Genomic DNA, 15,009 nt, shown 5'->3' with positions numbered 1-15,009 from the left:
CTTTTTGCCGGTTTGATTTGCCAGACGGTTTCCGCTATGATGATAAAAAGGATATAATGGCAGGGAGGCTTAAAAGAATGTATATGAGCAAAGCCGATAAGATGGTGCGCCTGATGTGGCGCATTTTTGCCGGCATGGGCGGGCTGTTTGTGGGGATCGCACTGGCGGTTGCCCTGCTCCAGTTCCAGGATCTGGAAGGGCGTGTGGAAACGCAGGCGCAGATCGTGGATTTTGGAAATGGGGGCTACCCCATTGTGGCCTATGAGGCGCAGGGGCAGCGCCTGACCTGCCAGCTGAACTTCCGCTCCAGCAGCATGCAGCTGGGCCAGCCCATCACGGTCTATTACCGGCCGGAGGACCCCGGGCAGGCCAGCGTAAAGGAGTATCTGTTTCCGCTGATCTTCGGCGGTATCGGCGGGCTGTTCCTGATCCTGGGCAGCATAGGGTTAGCGGTGCTGCGCCGGGGGCAGCGGCGGCGCGAGCAGGTTTTTTACCACGGCCGGCGGATCAAAGCACAGATCACCGGTTACGGACTGAATTATTCGGTCCGCATCAACAACCGGCATCCGTTTATCCTGACCTGTCAGTATTACGATGCGGCCGGCAATACGCTTTATACCTTTAAAAGCCGGGGGATTGACTACAACCCTTCGCAGTTTTTGGCCGGCAAACAAGAGATAGATGTGTACGTGGATGGCGAGAATTACCGCAATTATTACGTGGACCTGGGCAGCGTATTGCCGGATGTAAAAGTGGTACAGGGTTGACAAACCGGAGCGCATGTGGTATTTAATTGCATAGAGTGAAGGCCTAAAGGCATCACGAAGGGGTACACCACCACGGGTGTAAATCTCTTTGTGGTGCCTTTTTTTGTTGCGGAAAGGGGCGAAGAAGATGACGGTAAACGGAAAGATAGTAGGGCAGGAGGAGCGGAACTTAAAGCAGCTGCTGCAAACGCTGGGGTATGACCTTGCGCGCATCGCAGTGGAGCGCAACGGGCAGATCGTTCCCCGGGCGGAGTATGCGGAGACGGTGCTGGATATGGAGGACGAGCTGGAAGTGGTCAGCTTTGTGGGCGGAGGTTAAGCAATGCGCATCAGGCTAAACGGACAGTGGAAAACCTGCGATGTGCGGCGCCTGCATGCCCTGCGGGAGGCGGAGTGCGGCCCGGAGGCACAGGATTTTATCACCATCTATAACGGCTTTGCCACCCCGGAGGATCAGCCCCTGCAGGAAGGGGATGAAATCGTTCTGATCCGCCGGGGCGAGATGCCCCCGCCCGAGGCGTTTGAGGCCATGCTCAGCGCCCGGCATACGCCGGGGGTGTACCAGAAGGTCAAAAAGGCGCGCGTAGCCGTGGCGGGCCTGGGCGGCCTGGGTTCGGCCATCGCGCTGGCGCTGGCGCGCACCGGGGTAGGGCAGCTGCACCTGATCGACTTTGACCGGGTAGAGCCTAGCAATTTAAACCGCCAGCAGTACCGCATCTGCCAGCTGGGCCTGTATAAGGCGCAGGCGCTAAAGGAGGAGATCGGGCAGATCGACCCCTATATCAAGGTGCAGGCGGACTGCCTGCGGTTGACGGCGGAAAACGCCGCGCAGGTGCTGGCGCGGGATGAAATCATCTGTGAGGCCTTTGACGGGGCGCAGGATAAAGCCATGCTGGTGGATACGGTGCTCGGGCAGCTGCCGGGCAGGCCCATCGTGGCGGCCTCGGGTATGGCGGGATACGATAGCGCCAACGCCATCGTGACCCGGCGGCTGGGCGAGAACCTGTACCTTTGCGGAGATGGACACAGCGCCGCCCGGCCCGGCTGGGGACTGATGGCCCCGCGGGTGGCGGTATGCGCCGGGCACCAGGCCAACATGGTGCTGCGGCTGATTTTAGGCATAAAGGATGTTTAAAAAAAGGGATTTGGAGGAATGGAAAATGGCAACGGATGATGTGTTGAAGATCGGCGGGCGGACGTTTACCTCCCGCTTTATCCTGGGTTCGGGCAAGTATTCCCACGAGCTGATCAGCGCGGCGGTGCAGCAGGCCGGCGCCCAGATCATCACCCTGGCGCTGCGGCGCGCCAATACCGGGGTGGATAATATTTTGGATCATATCCCCGAAGGGGTCACGCTTTTGCCCAACACTTCCGGCGCGCGCAATGCACACGAGGCGGTGCGCATCGCCCGCCTGGCGCGGGAGCTGGGCTGCGGGGATTTTATCAAGATCGAGGTGATTCGGGACAGCAAATACCTGCTGCCGGATAACGGAGAGACCCTCAAGGCCACCGAGATACTGGCGAAAGAAGGCTTCGTCGTGATGCCCTATATGTATCCGGACCTCAATGTAGCCCGGGATCTGCGGGAGGCCGGTGCGGCCAGCATCATGCCGCTGGGCGCGCCCATCGGCTCCAATAAGGGATTGTGTACCCGGGAGTTTATTGGGATTTTGATCGACGAGATCGACCTGCCGGTGATCGTGGATGCGGGCATCGGCAAGCCCTCTCAAGCCTGCGAAGCCATGGAGATGGGCGCTGCGGCGGTTATGGCCAACACGGCTATCGCCACGGCCGGGGATATCCCCAAGATGGCCGCGGCGTTCCGCAAAGCAGTGGAAGCCGGGCGGGCAGCCTATCTGGCCGGGATGGGGCGCGTGCTGGCAAACGGCGGGGCGGCCTCCTCCCCGCTGACCGGATTTTTACAGGAAGCGTAGGGAGGGAATGTAGATGTGTGAATGTAACGACCCTATGGTCTACCTGCCGGATATGCAGCAGATATCCGATGATATCATGAATCAGGTGCTTTTGGCGCGGGAGAGCTACGATGAAAACCGTTATACCGGGCGGGATGTGGAACGCGCGCTGGGCAAGGATTATCTGAACGCGCAGGACTTTGCGGCCCTGCTCTCGCCTGCGGCGGGGGAGTATCTCGAGCCCATGGCCCAGCGAGCCAGGGCGGAGACCCGCAAGCACTTTGGCAATGCCATTAACCTTTTTACGCCGCTGTACATCGCCAACTATTGCGAGAACCATTGCATCTACTGCGGGTTTAACTGCACAAACCAGATCCACCGGGCCAGGCTGAATCAGGCCCAGATCGAGCAGGAGATGCAGGCCATTGCCCAAACCGGGCTGGAGGAGATTTTGATCCTGACTGGGGAAAGCCCGAGAATGAGCGATGTACACTATATTGGAGAGGCCTGCAAGCAGGCCAAGCGCATCTTTAAGGTGGTGGGGCTGGAGGTGTACCCCATGGATGCCAAGGACTATGCCTATCTGCACGATTGCGGGGCGGACTATGTCACCGTATTCCAGGAGACTTATAACACCCGGCAGTATGGAAAGCTGCACCTGGGCGGGCGCAAGCGCATCTTCCCCTACCGCTTTAACGCGCAGGAACGGGCGCTGATGGGCGGCATGCGGGGCGTGGGCTTTGCCGCGCTGCTGGGCCTGGATGACTTTAGGAAGGATGCCTATGCGACCGGCATCCACGCTGCCCTGATCCAGAAAAAATACCCTCAGGCGGAGATCGCCTTTTCCTGCCCCAGGCTCCGGCCCATCATCAACAACGATAAGATCAATCCCCGGGATGTACACGAGCCGCAGCTGCTGCAGGTGGTGATGGCTTACCGCATCTTCATGCCCTTTGCCAGCATTACCATCTCCAGCCGGGAGGGCGCGCGCTTCCGGGATCATGTGATCGGCATCGCGGCCACCAAGATATCCGCCGGGGTGGACGTGGGCATCGGCGGACATACAGGCGAGGCCAAAGGGGACGAGCAGTTTGAGATATCCGACGGGCGGGGCGTAGAAGAAATCTATAAAATGATCGCCGCCCAGGGCCTGCAGCCGGTGATGAGCGAGTACATCTATGTTTAAGCTCATCTGCGTTACGGCCCGGGCGCTTTGCCGGGAGGATTTTTTGCAGCGCGTCGAAAAACTGGCCTTTTCGGGAGTGGATGAGATCATCCTGCGGGAAAAGGATTTAGATGAGGCGGCTTACCGGGCGCTTGCAGAGAGGGTGCTGCCCCTATGCAGGCAGGGAGGCGTGCCCTGCACGCTGCATACCTATCCGCGGGCGGCGCAAAGCCTGGGCGTTAACCGGTTGCATATGCCCCTGCCGCTGCTTATGGAACAGCCGGAGTTGAGAAAAGATTTTGGCGTAATTGGCACCTCGGTGCATTCGCTCCAGCAGGCGCGTTCAGCCCGGGAGCTGGGGGTCGATTACGTGACGGCGGGCCATATCTTCCCAACGGATTGTAAAAAAGGGTTGCCGCCCCGGGGGCCTCAATGGCTAAGGGAGATATGCCGGGCGTTTAACGGGCCGGTCTACGCCATCGGCGGCATAAACGCGGGCAATATTCTATCGGTGCGCCAGGCGGGCGCAGCCGGCGCCTGCATCATGTCGGGGCTGATGGCCTGTGCGGATGTGCGGGCCAAAGCCGCCTCCCTTAAGGCTGCGGCCGGAATAGACGGATAAAAAAACAAGCCGTGCTGAGCATCTTTCAGCACGGCTTGTTTTTTACTATGTCATGGAGCGAGATAGATAGCATTGCGCTGTTCTTTCGCCCGGTACAGGGCCTGATCGGCCCGCTCTAGCAGCTGAGAAGCCGATTCGCCCTTGCGCCCTGTGGCGATGCCGGCGGAAAGCGTGATGGGCTGGGCAACCTCCAGCCTTGTCTGCGCTAGATAATCCCGCTGCATGCTTTGGATGCGGCTGACAACCTCGTCAGAGGACATGTTCTCAAAGAGAAGGCAAAATTCATCCCCGCCAAAGCGAAAAGCGGTATTGATAGAGCAATGATTATGGATGGCTTTGCCGACGATGCGCAGGGCGATATCCCCCTGCAGGTGCCCCAGCGTATCGTTGACTCGCTTAAAATCATCGATGTCCATCATGACGATATGGAAATTCGCTATCTTTTCCCGCTCGTCGAGATGCTCGAGAAAATCCCGCAGGGCCACTTTGTTATAGATGCCTGTTAAGTCATCTGTCAAAAGTTCGCGTTGAAGGCGCCGACGTTCCTGTTCATTTTTAAGGATAATCAGGTGACGTTTATTGTCAAAGCGAATGATGACAAAGCAGATAATGTAAACGAAGACCAATATCAGCAGGGCCACCAGAATCTCTGCGTAGTAATCGGCACCATAGACTTTATCCAGATCCCAATGGATGAAAAAGGCACTGATCAGCTGGAGCAGGACGCAGGTGCCCGCCGTGACACTGGTCAAGCGCACATCCCGGTAAAACGCCGTCAAGATCACGGGGATGGCAAAGCCGGAATAGGCGTTTAGAAAGGTTTCGTGGACAAAAGAAAGCACGAAAGCTGCCAAGGAAAAAGCCAATGACAGTACGTACCGCTTGGCTTTTTCGGACAGGCGCGGGGTATTCACCGCCCACCAGGCCAGCACGACGCAGCTCCCATCACAGGCGGTGGGAAACAGCAGGTATTTCAATAGATAAACCTGCGGCGAACTGGTGATAAGGTTATCGGTATTAAGAATAAAATACATGGCGATCTCAGCCAGCATAACCAGCGCCGCCAGCAGCGACAGGATGACCACGTGCAGCCGCAGCCATTGGGCATCCAATTTCCGGTACTCATCTTGTACCAAATGGAATTTATCTAATCGATCCACGCGATCAAATCCTCTTTGTAAACAAATTGCCGGGGAGAACTGAACTTCTTCCGGCAAGGTTATCATAACACAGTTGTGGGAGGGTTTTCAATTGCGAAGCGTGTTCATTTTTTGCGCAATTCACCATATAAGGGAAAAATGCGGAATGAATAAAAAAACGGGGAGACCCCCGTTTTTTATCCGGCAAAGCCCTAAGCCGCCAATTGAAAGATAATGCCAAATGCAGCCGCCGCGCCAATATAGACGATGGGGTGCTTGTTAAATTTTTTGATGCCCATATAGATCAGCAGCGCCAGCACAACTTCCTTCCAGTGGAAGAGATTGGAAAGGGTATAGATGGAGGTAAGCGCGCCCACATCCAGCAGCGAGATCTGCGCTAGCCCTAAGCAGGCTGAGGCGATCAGCCCCGTAGAGGCGGGGCGCAGGCCGTAAAAGATATCCTGTACCAGGCGGCTGTCCCGAAAGCGCTTGAGAAAGTGGGCGATTACCAATATGACGATGATGCTGGGGGCGACCAACCCCAGCGTTGCGATGATGCAGCCGGGGATCCCTGCCACCGTCATGCCCACATAGCTGGACATATTGACCCCGATAGCGCCGGGGGTGGACTCGGATATGGCTATCATATTGGCAAGGTCTGTATAGCTGAACCAAGCCGTGGCATCGGAAAGGGAATAGAGGAAGGGGATGGTGGCCGCGCCGCCGCCCACGGCAAACAGGCCGATCTTAAAAAACTCATAGAATAACTGCAGCAAGATCATGCGTTTTTCCCTCCTTTATCCTTGGCAAAGCGCCTGCCGATGGCTTTGGAAACGGCGCCCGCCGCCCCGGCCAGTACCACCAGGATGATGGGGGAGACAGGCGTAAAGGTAGCTGCCAGGAAAACCAGCGCGCAGACGATGCCGGTAACGATATCCTTGACGGCGCCCTTGCCAAGCTTGATGACGGCATTAAAGATCAGCACGCATACGCACACCCGGATGCCGGCAAAGGCGTGTTTGACTACCATAGCATCGGCAAAGGCGCTGATAAAGGTGGCGATGATGGCGATGATCACGATTGAGGGCGCGATAAAGCCCAGCGTGGCGATAATGCCGCCCAAAATCCCCTTGAGCTTAAAACCGATAAAGGTGGAAACGTTGACCGAGATGATGCCCGGGGTACATTGGCCGATGGCGTAATAATCCATCACCTCGTCCTCCGTGGCCCAGTTGCGCTTTTCTACAATCTCGCGCTGCAGGATGGGGAGCATGGCGTACCCGCCGCCAAAAGTAACGGCCCCCAGCCTGGCAAATACCCCGAACAGCTGCCAGAGTTCTTTCAAGTAGAGCACTTCCTTTCAAAATCGTTACCGGTTAAAAAAGCTTATATATTCTGGCCAAAGGCGCGGCGCGCTTTGCGCCGGGCCCGGCTTGTGTTATGATGGTGATAAAGTCACAACCCACTAAAGGGGCATCAAGAATGGACCTGAAGCAATTACAATATTTTGTAACCATCGCCGAGGCCGGCAGCATCACCGCCGCGGCTAAAAAACTCCACCTTTCCCAGCCGCCGCTGAGCATGCAGCTCAAGCTTTTGGAAGAGGAGATGGGGACCCTGCTCATCGAGCGGGGGCCGCGCAGCGTAACGCTGACGGATGCGGGGCGGCTTTTATACCGGCACGCCAAGCAGATTTTGACCATGGCGGATAACGCCCTGCACGACTTGGCCGATTTTAACCAGGGCCTGCGGGGCACGCTGCGCCTGGGGATGGTATCCTCCTCCGTTGCGCCGATGTTGGAACACTGCATACCCCTATACCATGCGCAAAATCCCGGCATCCGATTCCAGATACAGGAGGGCACCACCTTTGAGCTGCTGGAGATCCTGGCCCGCAACATGATCGAACTGGCGGTGGTGCGCACCCCGTTTCTGGACGATGGGGTGGTCAGCCATCCGCTGGTGCCCGAGCCTATGGCTGCCGCGGCTAAGCCGGCCTTTTTTGAGGGGCTGCCCAAAGGTCCGCTCAAGGCCTGCCATTTGCAGGGCTTGCCGCTGATCTATTACCGGCGCTATGAAACCCTGCTGCACGCCGTGATGCAGGCCCGGGGCGTGGAGGCCGATGTACTTTGCCTGAACGACGACGCCCGTACCACCCTGCTTTGGGCCGGCGCGGGTTTAGGGGTAGCGCTTTTGCCGCTCTCAGCCTGCCGAAACCTGACCGCGGAGCTGGATGTGCGCCCGCTGGACGAGGTGGAGTGGCAGATATCCCTGGCGGTGATCCACCGCAAGGGCATCGCCCTTTCCAGGCCTGCGCGCCGCTTTATCGAAACCTTTGAAAGCGAAAGGCAGCGGTAATGGAGCACTATTCCCTACTTTAGGACAAAACGGGTAATAAGTAAAATATATATTTGCTATTTATGCCATATGATTTATGTATGGAGAGAAATTTGAAGAAAAAACCAGCTATCGCCAGAAAAACCGGCCCTGCGGCCATGGCTTCCGGGTTGCCAAGCGGGGCGGCGGTAGGGTAAGATAATTTTCGGGTTAACACGATGTTGAGGAGGAGTATGTATGAGTATTTTTGAGGCGATGATGTTGATCTGTTTTGGCCTGGCCTGGCCCATGTCGATCTACCGCTCGTATACCAGCCGCACGGCCAAGGGGAAAAGCATCGCTTTTTCTTACGCGATCCTGGTAGGGTATGCCGCGGGCATCACCCATAAGATCCTGTACAGCCCGGATATCGTGCTGTGGCTGTATGTGTTGAACTTTGTGATGGTGATGGCCGATACGCTGCTTTATTACCGCAACCTGCGGTTGGACCGGCAACGGGACGCCCAGACAAGCGGCGAGTAGGTATGGAGGAAAGCAAGGCACGCAGGCAGGAGCCCTGCCCGTGCAAAAAGCACAAATGCCCCCGGCATGGGGATTGTAAAAACTGTATGATCTATCACGAGCAGCATCCGCGCTACGCCCCGGCTTGTATGAAAGGGGATAAAAAGCGGCGGAAAGAAAAATAGGCAAAAGGATAAAAGGGGGAGAAACGATGGCAGTTTTAAAACAGGAGGGCGACAAGCTGGTCTACCGTTTCGACGGGGAGACGCTGACGATTGAGCCTTGGGGCCGGGATGGGTTGCGGGTACGCGCGGCCAAGGTATCCAGGATCGACGAGGCGCAGGATTGGGCGCTGCTGGAACGGCCCGCGCACGGTGCGGTCTCCATCGCGTGCGATGGACAGCTAGGGCAGATCGAAAACGGCAACATCCGCTGCAAGGTGGGCCAATATGGCCGGCTGACCTTTTTCAACGCCGGTGGAGAAAAGCTCTTGGAAGAGCGCTGGCGCAAGAAAGAGGACTACAACGACCATAGCCCCCTGGGCATCGACGCGCGGGAGTTTCGCCCCATCCCCGGCGGGGACATGCATTTGACCCTGCGGTTTGAGTCGGACCGGGAGGAGCGGATCTTTGGCATGGGGCAGTATCAGGATCCGTTTTTCAACTTTAAGGGCTGCACGCTGGAATTGGCCCAGCGCAACAGCCAGGCCACGGTGCCCTTTGCGCTCTCCAGCAAAGGTTACGGCTTTTTGTGGAACAACCCGGCGGTGGGCCGGGCCACCTTTGGCATGAACTATACCGAGTGGGTGGCCGAATCCACCCGTCAGATGGATTATTTGATCATCGCCGGGGATAAGCCCAGCGATATCGTAGAGCGCTTGGCCGATGCCACCGGCAAGGTGCCCATGATGCCGGAATACGGCATGGGCTTTTGGCAGTGCAAGCTGCGCTACCGCACCCAGGAGGAACTTTTGGAGGTGGCGCGGGAGTACAAGCGGCGCGGCCTGCCGCTGGATGTGATCGTGGTGGATTTCTTCCATTGGCCCATGCAGGGCTCCTGGCGGTTTGACCCGGACTACTTCCCCGACCCGGCGGCCATGGTCGAGGAGCTGAACCAGATGGGGATTGAGCTGATGGTATCGGTATGGCCCACGGTGGACCAGAACTGCGAAAACTATAACGAGATGCTGGAAAACGGGTATCTGGTGCATACCGACCGGGGCGTGCGCACCAATATGCAGTATTTGGGCAACCAGGTGTTTATGGACCCCACCAACCCCGGCACGCGGCAGTTTGTTTGGAGCAAGGCCAAGCAGAACTACTTTGATAAGGGCGTGAAGATCTTCTGGCTGGACGAGGCGGAGCCCGAGTACAGCGCCTATGATTATGACAACTACCGCTATTACGCCGGGCCGGACCTGCAGGTGGGCAACATCTACCCCTGCGCCTACGCCAAGACCTTTTACGATGGCATGATCGCCTCGGGCGTTGAGGCCCCCATGAACCTGCTGCGCTGCGCCTGGGCCGGCATCCAGCGCTATGGGGCCATCGTTTGGTCGGGAGATATCCAGTCCGATTTTAACGCCCTGCGCACCCAGATCCCCATCGGGCTGAACATGGGGCTGTGCGGCATCCCCTGGTGGACCACGGATATCGGCGGCTTTACCGGGGGCGACCCCAGCGACCCCGAATTTAGAGAGTGTTTGGTGCGCTGGTTCCAGTTTGGGTGTTTCTCGCCGGTATTTCGGCTGCACGGATACCGCAAGCCCTTCACCATGGATTATAAGGAGGCGCAAAACGGCGGGGGCAGCTTTGGCACCGGCGGGCCCAACGAGGTTTGGAGCTATGGCGAGGATAACTATGAGATATTAAAGGAATACTTATTCCTGCGCGAGCGGCTGCGCCCCTATATCCGGGAGCTGATGCGGCAGGCCCACGAAAAGGGCACCCCGGTGATCCGCCCGCTGTTTTACGAGTTCCCGCAGGACGAGGCCGCCTGGGGCGAGGAGGACAGCTACCTGTTTGGCGAAAAGCTGCTGGTAGCCCCGGTTACGCAGATGGGCGCGCGAGAGCGCCGGGTATATCTGCCCAAGGGCTCTAAATGGACCTGCGCCTGGACCGGCCAGGTTTATGAGGGCGGCCAGACGATCACTGCGGCGGCGCCGCTGGAGCGCATTCCGCTCTTCCTGCGGGATGGGGCTACCCTGCCCATCCAAGGCTAGAAATAAGGAGTTAGACGCGAATGAAGATCGTTTCCTGGAACGTTAACGGGTTAAGGGCCTGTTTGCAAAAAGGCTTTTTGGATTTTTTTAATGCCGTGGATGCGGATATCTTCTGCATACAGGAGACCAAGATGCAGCCCGGGCAGGCGGAGGTGGAGCTGCCGGGTTATCAGCAGTTTTGGTACAGCGCTGAGAAAAAGGGCTATTCCGGCACGGCGGTATTTACCCGTATTGAGCCGCTGTCGGTACGTTATGGGCTGGGGATCGACGCGCACGACCATGAGGGCCGTGCCATCACCCTGGAATATCAGGATTTTTACCTGGTCAACGTCTACACGCCCAACGCCCAGGCAGAGCTTAAACGCCTGCCCTATCGGATGCAGTGGGAGGACGACTTTAGAATGTACCTGCTGGCCCTGAATGCCCAAAAGCCGGTGATCGTCTGCGGGGATATGAATGTAGCGCACCAGGAGATCGACCTGAAAAATCCCAAGACCAACCGGGGCAATGCCGGCTTTTCCGATGAGGAGCGGGGCAAGTTCAGCCAGCTGCTGGACAGCGGGTTTACCGATACCTTCCGCTATTTTTATCCGGAAGCGGAGGGACAGTACACCTGGTGGAGCTACCGGTTCCGCGCGCGGGCCAATAACGCCGGTTGGCGGATCGACTACTTTCTCGTGTCCAAAGCCCTAGAGCAAAGGGTGGGCGACAGCCTGATCTACGCGGACATACAGGGGAGCGACCACTGCCCGGTGGGGCTGGAAGTAAAGGCGTAACCCTGGATGCGCCGGGCGGCGTTTTCATGATGGATCAAGCGGTTAGAAGCATAGCAAAAGCACCCCGCCGGAAGGCGGGGTGCTTTATCATACCTTTAGACCTCGGCTTTCCAAAGGCCGTGCAGGTTGCAATAGGCGTAAATGGCGATGGCTTTGTCCTGATCCAGGGTGAACTGCACCTGCGGCGCTTCATCGGGCTGTAGGTATTTAAGCTGCCCGCCTCGCTGGGTTTGCAGATAGACCCAGCGGATGGCGTGCTCCTGGGACATGGGATGGTGGGTGGAACCCACGCTGACCTGTAGAACATTGCCATTGACCTGGGAAACGGGCAGGTGTTTTTCCTGGGCGGCTTCGGCCGTATTGGGGTGCAGGCGGTGCATGGGCTCGCCGCAGCAGCCGATGGGCACGCCCGCGTTCTCCAGCAGGTGGATCAGGTTACCGCAATGGTTGCAGATAAAAAATTGGGGTTCGCTGTTCATAGCTTTTTCTCCTTTGCCTGGTTTGGTGCTAGTTTGCGCGTCGGGGCGGCGTTTCATGCGGCGGAGAAAATGAATATTAACGATATAGTAAATTAATAGATATAAAATATTAGAAATATTTTCCGAATAACATTGTTAAATCTCTAACGATGTGATAAACTGAAATTGCTTAAGGGCGAGGGCAACGGCCCGAACCCAAAAGCACAATAATTTATCTTTATCGTTTGTTCTAACGGCGAGGGGCTTGGCCCCGAGCGGGAAGGGAAGCGCAAAGCTGGAATGGTACTGCAAGCGTATTGCAGGGCCCGGCGGGTTGCACCCTTGCCGGGCCCTTTTCATTTGGGCTTAGGCGCCCCGCAAGGCCGCCGCGATGGGGGAAGGAGATTGTTATGGCTATCTATGACGTAAAGAGCAACAAGGCGGAAGAGTTTATTAACGACGGAGAGATCAGGGAAACGTTGGCCTATGCCGAGGCCAACAAGCATAACGAGGCGCTGATCGACCAGATTTTGGAAAAGGCCCGCCCGCACAAGACGGCGACCGGTTACCACTGCGCGGGGCTGAGTCACCGGGAGGCCTCGGTTCTGCTGGCCTGCGATATTCCGGAGAAAATTGAAAAGATCTATCAGATCGCCGAAGAGATCAAGCAGGCGTTTTATGGTAACCGCATCGTGATCTTTGCGCCGTTGTACCTGTCCAACTACTGCGTGAACGGATGCGTGTACTGCCCGTATCATATGAAAAACAAGCATATCCCCCGTAAAAAGCTGACGCAGGAAGAGGTGCGCGCAGAGGTGATCGCCCTGCAGGATATGGGGCATAAGCGTCTGGCCATCGAGGCGGGGGAGGATCCGGTGAACAACCCCATCGAGTATATTTTGGATTGCATCAAGACGATCTACAGCGTGCACCATAAAAATGGGGATATCCGCCGGGTGAACGTCAATATTGCCGCTACCACGGTGGAGAACTACCGCAAGCTCAAAGAGGCGGGCATCGGCACCTATATCCTGTTCCAGGAAACCTACCATAAGGAGAGCTACTTAAAGCTGCATCCCACCGGCCCTAAGCACGACTACGATTACCATACCGAGGCCATGGACCGGGCCATGGAGGGCGGCATTGACGATGTGGGCCTGGGGGTATTGTTCGGCCTTGAACTGTACAAATACGAATTTGCGGGGCTGTTGATGCACGCGGAGCATTTGGAGGCGGTGCATGGCGTGGGGCCGCATACCATCAGCGTGCCGCGGGTTAAACATGCCGATGACATCGACCCGGACGCCTTTGATAACGGCATTTCCGATGAGATATTCGCTAAATTGACGGCCTGCATCCGCCTGGCGGTGCCCTATACGGGTATGATCATCTCCACCCGGGAATCCGAGGCGGTGCGCTCGCAGCTGCTGCGGCTGGGCATCTCCCAGGTCAGCGGCGGCTCCCGCACATCGGTGGGCGGCTATACGGAAAAGGAACGCCCCCACGATACCGAGCAGTTTGACGTATCGGATCAGCGTACGCTCGATGAGGTGGTGCGCTGGCTGATGGAAAACGGCCATATCCCCTCCTTCTGCACGGCCTGCTACCGGGAAGGGCGCACGGGCGACCGGTTTATGGCGCTTTGCAAGAGCGGGCAGATCGTCAACTGCTGCCACCCCAACGCCCTGATGACGCTGAAAGAGTACCTGGAGGACTACGCCAGCCCGGAGACCCGCAAGGTGGGTATGGAAGTGATCGAGCGGGAGATCCCCAAGATCACCAACCCCAAGGTGCGCCAGATCGCGGTGGAGCACCTGCACGACATGGAGGGCGGCAAGCGCGATTTCAGGTTCTAGGAGCCTGTAAGGGCAAAAGCCTTTGACGGAAGGGAGAAAGAACAAGATGAGCCTTACCAATACGCCCAACGCCAACCGGCTGCACATCGCCCTTTACGGGCGGCGCAACAGCGGCAAATCCTCGCTGATCAACGCACTGACCGGGCAGAACACCGCTCTGGTCTCGGAATACGCGGGCACCACGACAGACCCGGTCTATAAGGCGATGGAACTGCACCCCATCGGCCCGGTGCTCTTTATCGATACCGCCGGCTTTGACGATGAAGGCGAGCTGGGGCGCCTGCGCGTGGAAAAGACCGAGCAGGCCGTGGCTCGCACGGATATGGCGCTGGTACTGCTGAGCGAAGGAGAGCTTTCTTTAGAAAAGCAGTGGATCGAAAAGCTGAAAAAGCGCAATATCCCCGTGATCGCGGTGATCAATAAGATCGATATTTTGAAGGACGCGCAGGCGCTGGCGGCCCGGGCCGAAAAGGCGCTGGGACAGACGCCCGTTTGCGTCAGCGCGCTGAAAGGGGAAGGGATCACTGACTTGCGGGAAGCGCTGGTGCGCGCCCTGCCGGAGGATTACGAACGCAAGAGCATAACAGGAGACCTGGTAGGCGACGGGGATCTGGTGATGCTGGTGATGCCCCAGGATATTCAGGCGCCTAAGGGCCGGCTGATCCTGCCCCAGGTGCAGACCACCCGGGAACTGCTGGACAAAAAGTGTGTGATCATCTCCACCACGGCGGACCGCTACGAGCTGGCGTTAGAGCAGCTGGCGCACGCGCCCAAGCTGATCATTACCGATTCCCAGTGCTTTAAACAGGTGTATGAGCATAAGCCTCAGGAGAGCCTGCTGACCTCTTTCTCGGTCCTTTTTGCCGGTTACAAGGGGGATATCAATGCCTTTGTGGCGGGCGCCGCGGCCATCGACAAGCTGGGGCCGGGTTCCCGCGTGCTGATCGCCGAGGCCTGCACCCATGCGCCGCTCTCCGAGGATATCGGCCGGGTCAAGATCCCCCGGGCCCTGCGCGCCCGCTATGGACAGCAGATGCAAATCGACATCGTGGCGGGGGTAGATTTCCCCAAGGATCTGTCGCCCTACGATCTGGTGATCCACTGCGGCGGATGCATGTTCAACCGCAAGTATGTGCTCAGCCGCATCGAAGCGGCCCAGGCGGCGGATGTACCCATTACCAACTACGGCGTGGCGCTGGCAAAGCTGACTGGGATATTGGATAAGATCAGCTTTGCCGGACGATAAAGGAGGCG

16 protein-coding genes are annotated in these 15,009 nt (G+C 57.6%); 12 read left to right on the top strand and 4 right to left on the bottom strand.

What is annotated here, in order from left to right; all coding sequences use genetic code 11:
* Positions 1 to 77 precede the first annotated feature (77 nt).
* The 6 genes from H8699_RS03720 (at position 78) to H8699_RS03695 (ending at position 4,467) form a co-directional block, all read left to right on the top strand.
* Complete coding sequence (locus H8699_RS03720; protein ID WP_249284535.1) at positions 78 to 767, top strand: DUF3592 domain-containing protein; 690 nt, start codon at positions 78 to 80, stop codon at positions 765 to 767.
* A gap of 127 nt (positions 768 to 894) precedes the next feature.
* Positions 895 to 1,086: a sulfur carrier protein ThiS gene (gene thiS / locus H8699_RS03715; protein WP_138295105.1), complete on the top strand. Its 192-nt coding sequence runs from the start codon at positions 895 to 897 to the stop codon at positions 1,084 to 1,086.
* Between the two features lie 3 nt (positions 1,087 to 1,089).
* On the top strand, positions 1,090 to 1,902 hold the full coding sequence (thiF, locus tag H8699_RS03710) for a sulfur carrier protein ThiS adenylyltransferase ThiF (RefSeq protein WP_249284534.1): 813 nt from the start codon (positions 1,090 to 1,092) through the stop codon (positions 1,900 to 1,902).
* Positions 1,903 to 1,927: 25 nt separating this feature from the next.
* On the top strand, positions 1,928 to 2,701 hold the full coding sequence (locus H8699_RS03705) for a thiazole synthase (RefSeq protein WP_249284533.1): 774 nt from the start codon (positions 1,928 to 1,930) through the stop codon (positions 2,699 to 2,701).
* Positions 2,702 to 2,714: 13 nt separating this feature from the next.
* A complete protein-coding gene (thiH, locus tag H8699_RS03700; RefSeq protein ID WP_249284532.1) occupies positions 2,715 to 3,866 on the top strand; it encodes a 2-iminoacetate synthase ThiH in 1,152 nt (383 codons plus the stop codon).
* Positions 3,859 to 4,467: a thiamine phosphate synthase gene (locus H8699_RS03695; RefSeq protein ID WP_249284531.1), complete on the top strand. Its 609-nt coding sequence runs from the start codon at positions 3,859 to 3,861 to the stop codon at positions 4,465 to 4,467. The genes thiH and H8699_RS03695 overlap by 8 nt, the downstream gene beginning before the upstream one ends.
* Positions 4,468 to 4,517: 50 nt before the next feature.
* Here the strand turns inward: H8699_RS03695 and H8699_RS03690 are convergent, their stop codons facing one another.
* The 3 genes from H8699_RS03690 to H8699_RS03680 all read right to left on the bottom strand — a co-directional run bounded on the left by H8699_RS03690 (position 4,518) and on the right by H8699_RS03680 (position 6,951).
* A complete protein-coding gene (locus H8699_RS03690) occupies positions 4,518 to 5,627 on the bottom strand; it encodes a GGDEF domain-containing protein (protein ID WP_249284530.1) in 1,110 nt (369 codons plus the stop codon).
* A 191-nt stretch (positions 5,628 to 5,818) separates the two neighbouring features.
* Positions 5,819 to 6,388, bottom strand: coding sequence for a chromate transporter (locus H8699_RS03685; RefSeq protein WP_249284529.1), 570 nt, complete (start codon positions 6,386 to 6,388; stop codon positions 5,819 to 5,821).
* Positions 6,385 to 6,951 (bottom strand): chromate transporter, encoded by a 567-nt coding sequence (locus tag H8699_RS03680; protein ID WP_249284528.1) that lies wholly within the window; start codon positions 6,949 to 6,951, stop codon positions 6,385 to 6,387. Before H8699_RS03680 ends, H8699_RS03685 begins: the two co-directional genes overlap by 4 nt.
* A gap of 137 nt (positions 6,952 to 7,088) precedes the next feature.
* Here H8699_RS03680 and H8699_RS03675 point away from each other — a divergent pair, with 137 nt between their 5' ends.
* From H8699_RS03675 to H8699_RS03660, 4 genes are all read left to right on the top strand, one after another.
* Positions 7,089 to 7,964 carry a LysR family transcriptional regulator gene (locus H8699_RS03675; RefSeq protein ID WP_249284527.1) on the top strand — a complete coding sequence of 292 codons (876 nt, stop codon included), beginning with the start codon at positions 7,089 to 7,091 and terminating at the stop codon, positions 7,962 to 7,964.
* A gap of 216 nt (positions 7,965 to 8,180) precedes the next feature.
* A complete protein-coding gene (locus tag H8699_RS03670) occupies positions 8,181 to 8,465 on the top strand; it encodes a hypothetical protein (protein ID WP_138295096.1) in 285 nt (94 codons plus the stop codon).
* A 190-nt stretch (positions 8,466 to 8,655) separates the two neighbouring features.
* Positions 8,656 to 10,665, top strand: a complete 2,010-nt coding sequence (locus H8699_RS03665) for a glycoside hydrolase family 31 protein (protein ID WP_249284526.1) — start codon at positions 8,656 to 8,658, stop codon at positions 10,663 to 10,665.
* A 20-nt stretch (positions 10,666 to 10,685) separates the two neighbouring features.
* Positions 10,686 to 11,441 carry an exodeoxyribonuclease III gene (locus H8699_RS03660; RefSeq protein WP_249284525.1) on the top strand — a complete coding sequence of 252 codons (756 nt, stop codon included), beginning with the start codon at positions 10,686 to 10,688 and terminating at the stop codon, positions 11,439 to 11,441.
* Between the two features lie 95 nt (positions 11,442 to 11,536).
* On the opposite strand, the gene H8699_RS03655 is transcribed toward H8699_RS03660, so the two are convergent.
* Complete coding sequence (locus H8699_RS03655; RefSeq protein ID WP_249284524.1) at positions 11,537 to 11,920, bottom strand: desulfoferrodoxin family protein; 384 nt, start codon at positions 11,918 to 11,920, stop codon at positions 11,537 to 11,539.
* A 395-nt stretch (positions 11,921 to 12,315) separates the two neighbouring features.
* Between H8699_RS03655 and hydG the strand changes: the two genes are divergently transcribed.
* Positions 12,316 to 13,755, top strand: coding sequence for a [FeFe] hydrogenase H-cluster radical SAM maturase HydG (gene hydG / locus H8699_RS03650; protein WP_249284723.1), 1,440 nt, complete (start codon positions 12,316 to 12,318; stop codon positions 13,753 to 13,755).
* A 46-nt stretch (positions 13,756 to 13,801) separates the two neighbouring features.
* A complete protein-coding gene (hydF, locus tag H8699_RS03645; protein WP_249284523.1) occupies positions 13,802 to 15,001 on the top strand; it encodes a [FeFe] hydrogenase H-cluster maturation GTPase HydF in 1,200 nt (399 codons plus the stop codon).
* Positions 15,002 to 15,009: the final 8 nt, after the last annotated feature.

The organism is Luoshenia tenuis (assembly GCF_014384745.1).
Taxonomy (GTDB): Bacteria; Bacillota; Clostridia; order Christensenellales.
Note: the sequence above shows the minus strand (reverse complement) of the source record. Positions and strands in the feature narration are given on the sequence as shown.

What these genes read in the sequence shown, in the direction of transcription:
- H8699_RS03720 (WP_249284535.1), top strand. Translation starts at nt 78, where the DNA reads ATGTATATGAGCAAAGCCGATAAGATGGTGCGCCTGATGTGGCGCATT.
- thiS (WP_138295105.1), top strand. Translation starts at nt 895, where the DNA reads ATGACGGTAAACGGAAAGATAGTAGGGCAGGAGGAGCGGAACTTAAAG.
- thiF (WP_249284534.1), top strand. Translation starts at nt 1,090, where the DNA reads ATGCGCATCAGGCTAAACGGACAGTGGAAAACCTGCGATGTGCGGCGC.
- H8699_RS03705 (WP_249284533.1), top strand. Translation starts at nt 1,928, where the DNA reads ATGGCAACGGATGATGTGTTGAAGATCGGCGGGCGGACGTTTACCTCC.
- thiH (WP_249284532.1), top strand. Translation starts at nt 2,715, where the DNA reads ATGTGTGAATGTAACGACCCTATGGTCTACCTGCCGGATATGCAGCAG.
- H8699_RS03695 (WP_249284531.1), top strand. Translation starts at nt 3,859, where the DNA reads ATGTTTAAGCTCATCTGCGTTACGGCCCGGGCGCTTTGCCGGGAGGAT.
- H8699_RS03685 (WP_249284529.1), bottom strand. Translation starts at nt 6,388, where the DNA reads ATGATCTTGCTGCAGTTATTCTATGAGTTTTTTAAGATCGGCCTGTTT.
- H8699_RS03675 (WP_249284527.1), top strand. Translation starts at nt 7,089, where the DNA reads ATGGACCTGAAGCAATTACAATATTTTGTAACCATCGCCGAGGCCGGC.
- H8699_RS03670 (WP_138295096.1), top strand. Translation starts at nt 8,181, where the DNA reads ATGAGTATTTTTGAGGCGATGATGTTGATCTGTTTTGGCCTGGCCTGG.
- H8699_RS03665 (WP_249284526.1), top strand. Translation starts at nt 8,656, where the DNA reads ATGGCAGTTTTAAAACAGGAGGGCGACAAGCTGGTCTACCGTTTCGAC.
- H8699_RS03660 (WP_249284525.1), top strand. Translation starts at nt 10,686, where the DNA reads ATGAAGATCGTTTCCTGGAACGTTAACGGGTTAAGGGCCTGTTTGCAA.
- H8699_RS03655 (WP_249284524.1), bottom strand. Translation starts at nt 11,920, where the DNA reads ATGAACAGCGAACCCCAATTTTTTATCTGCAACCATTGCGGTAACCTG.
- hydF (WP_249284523.1), top strand. Translation starts at nt 13,802, where the DNA reads ATGAGCCTTACCAATACGCCCAACGCCAACCGGCTGCACATCGCCCTT.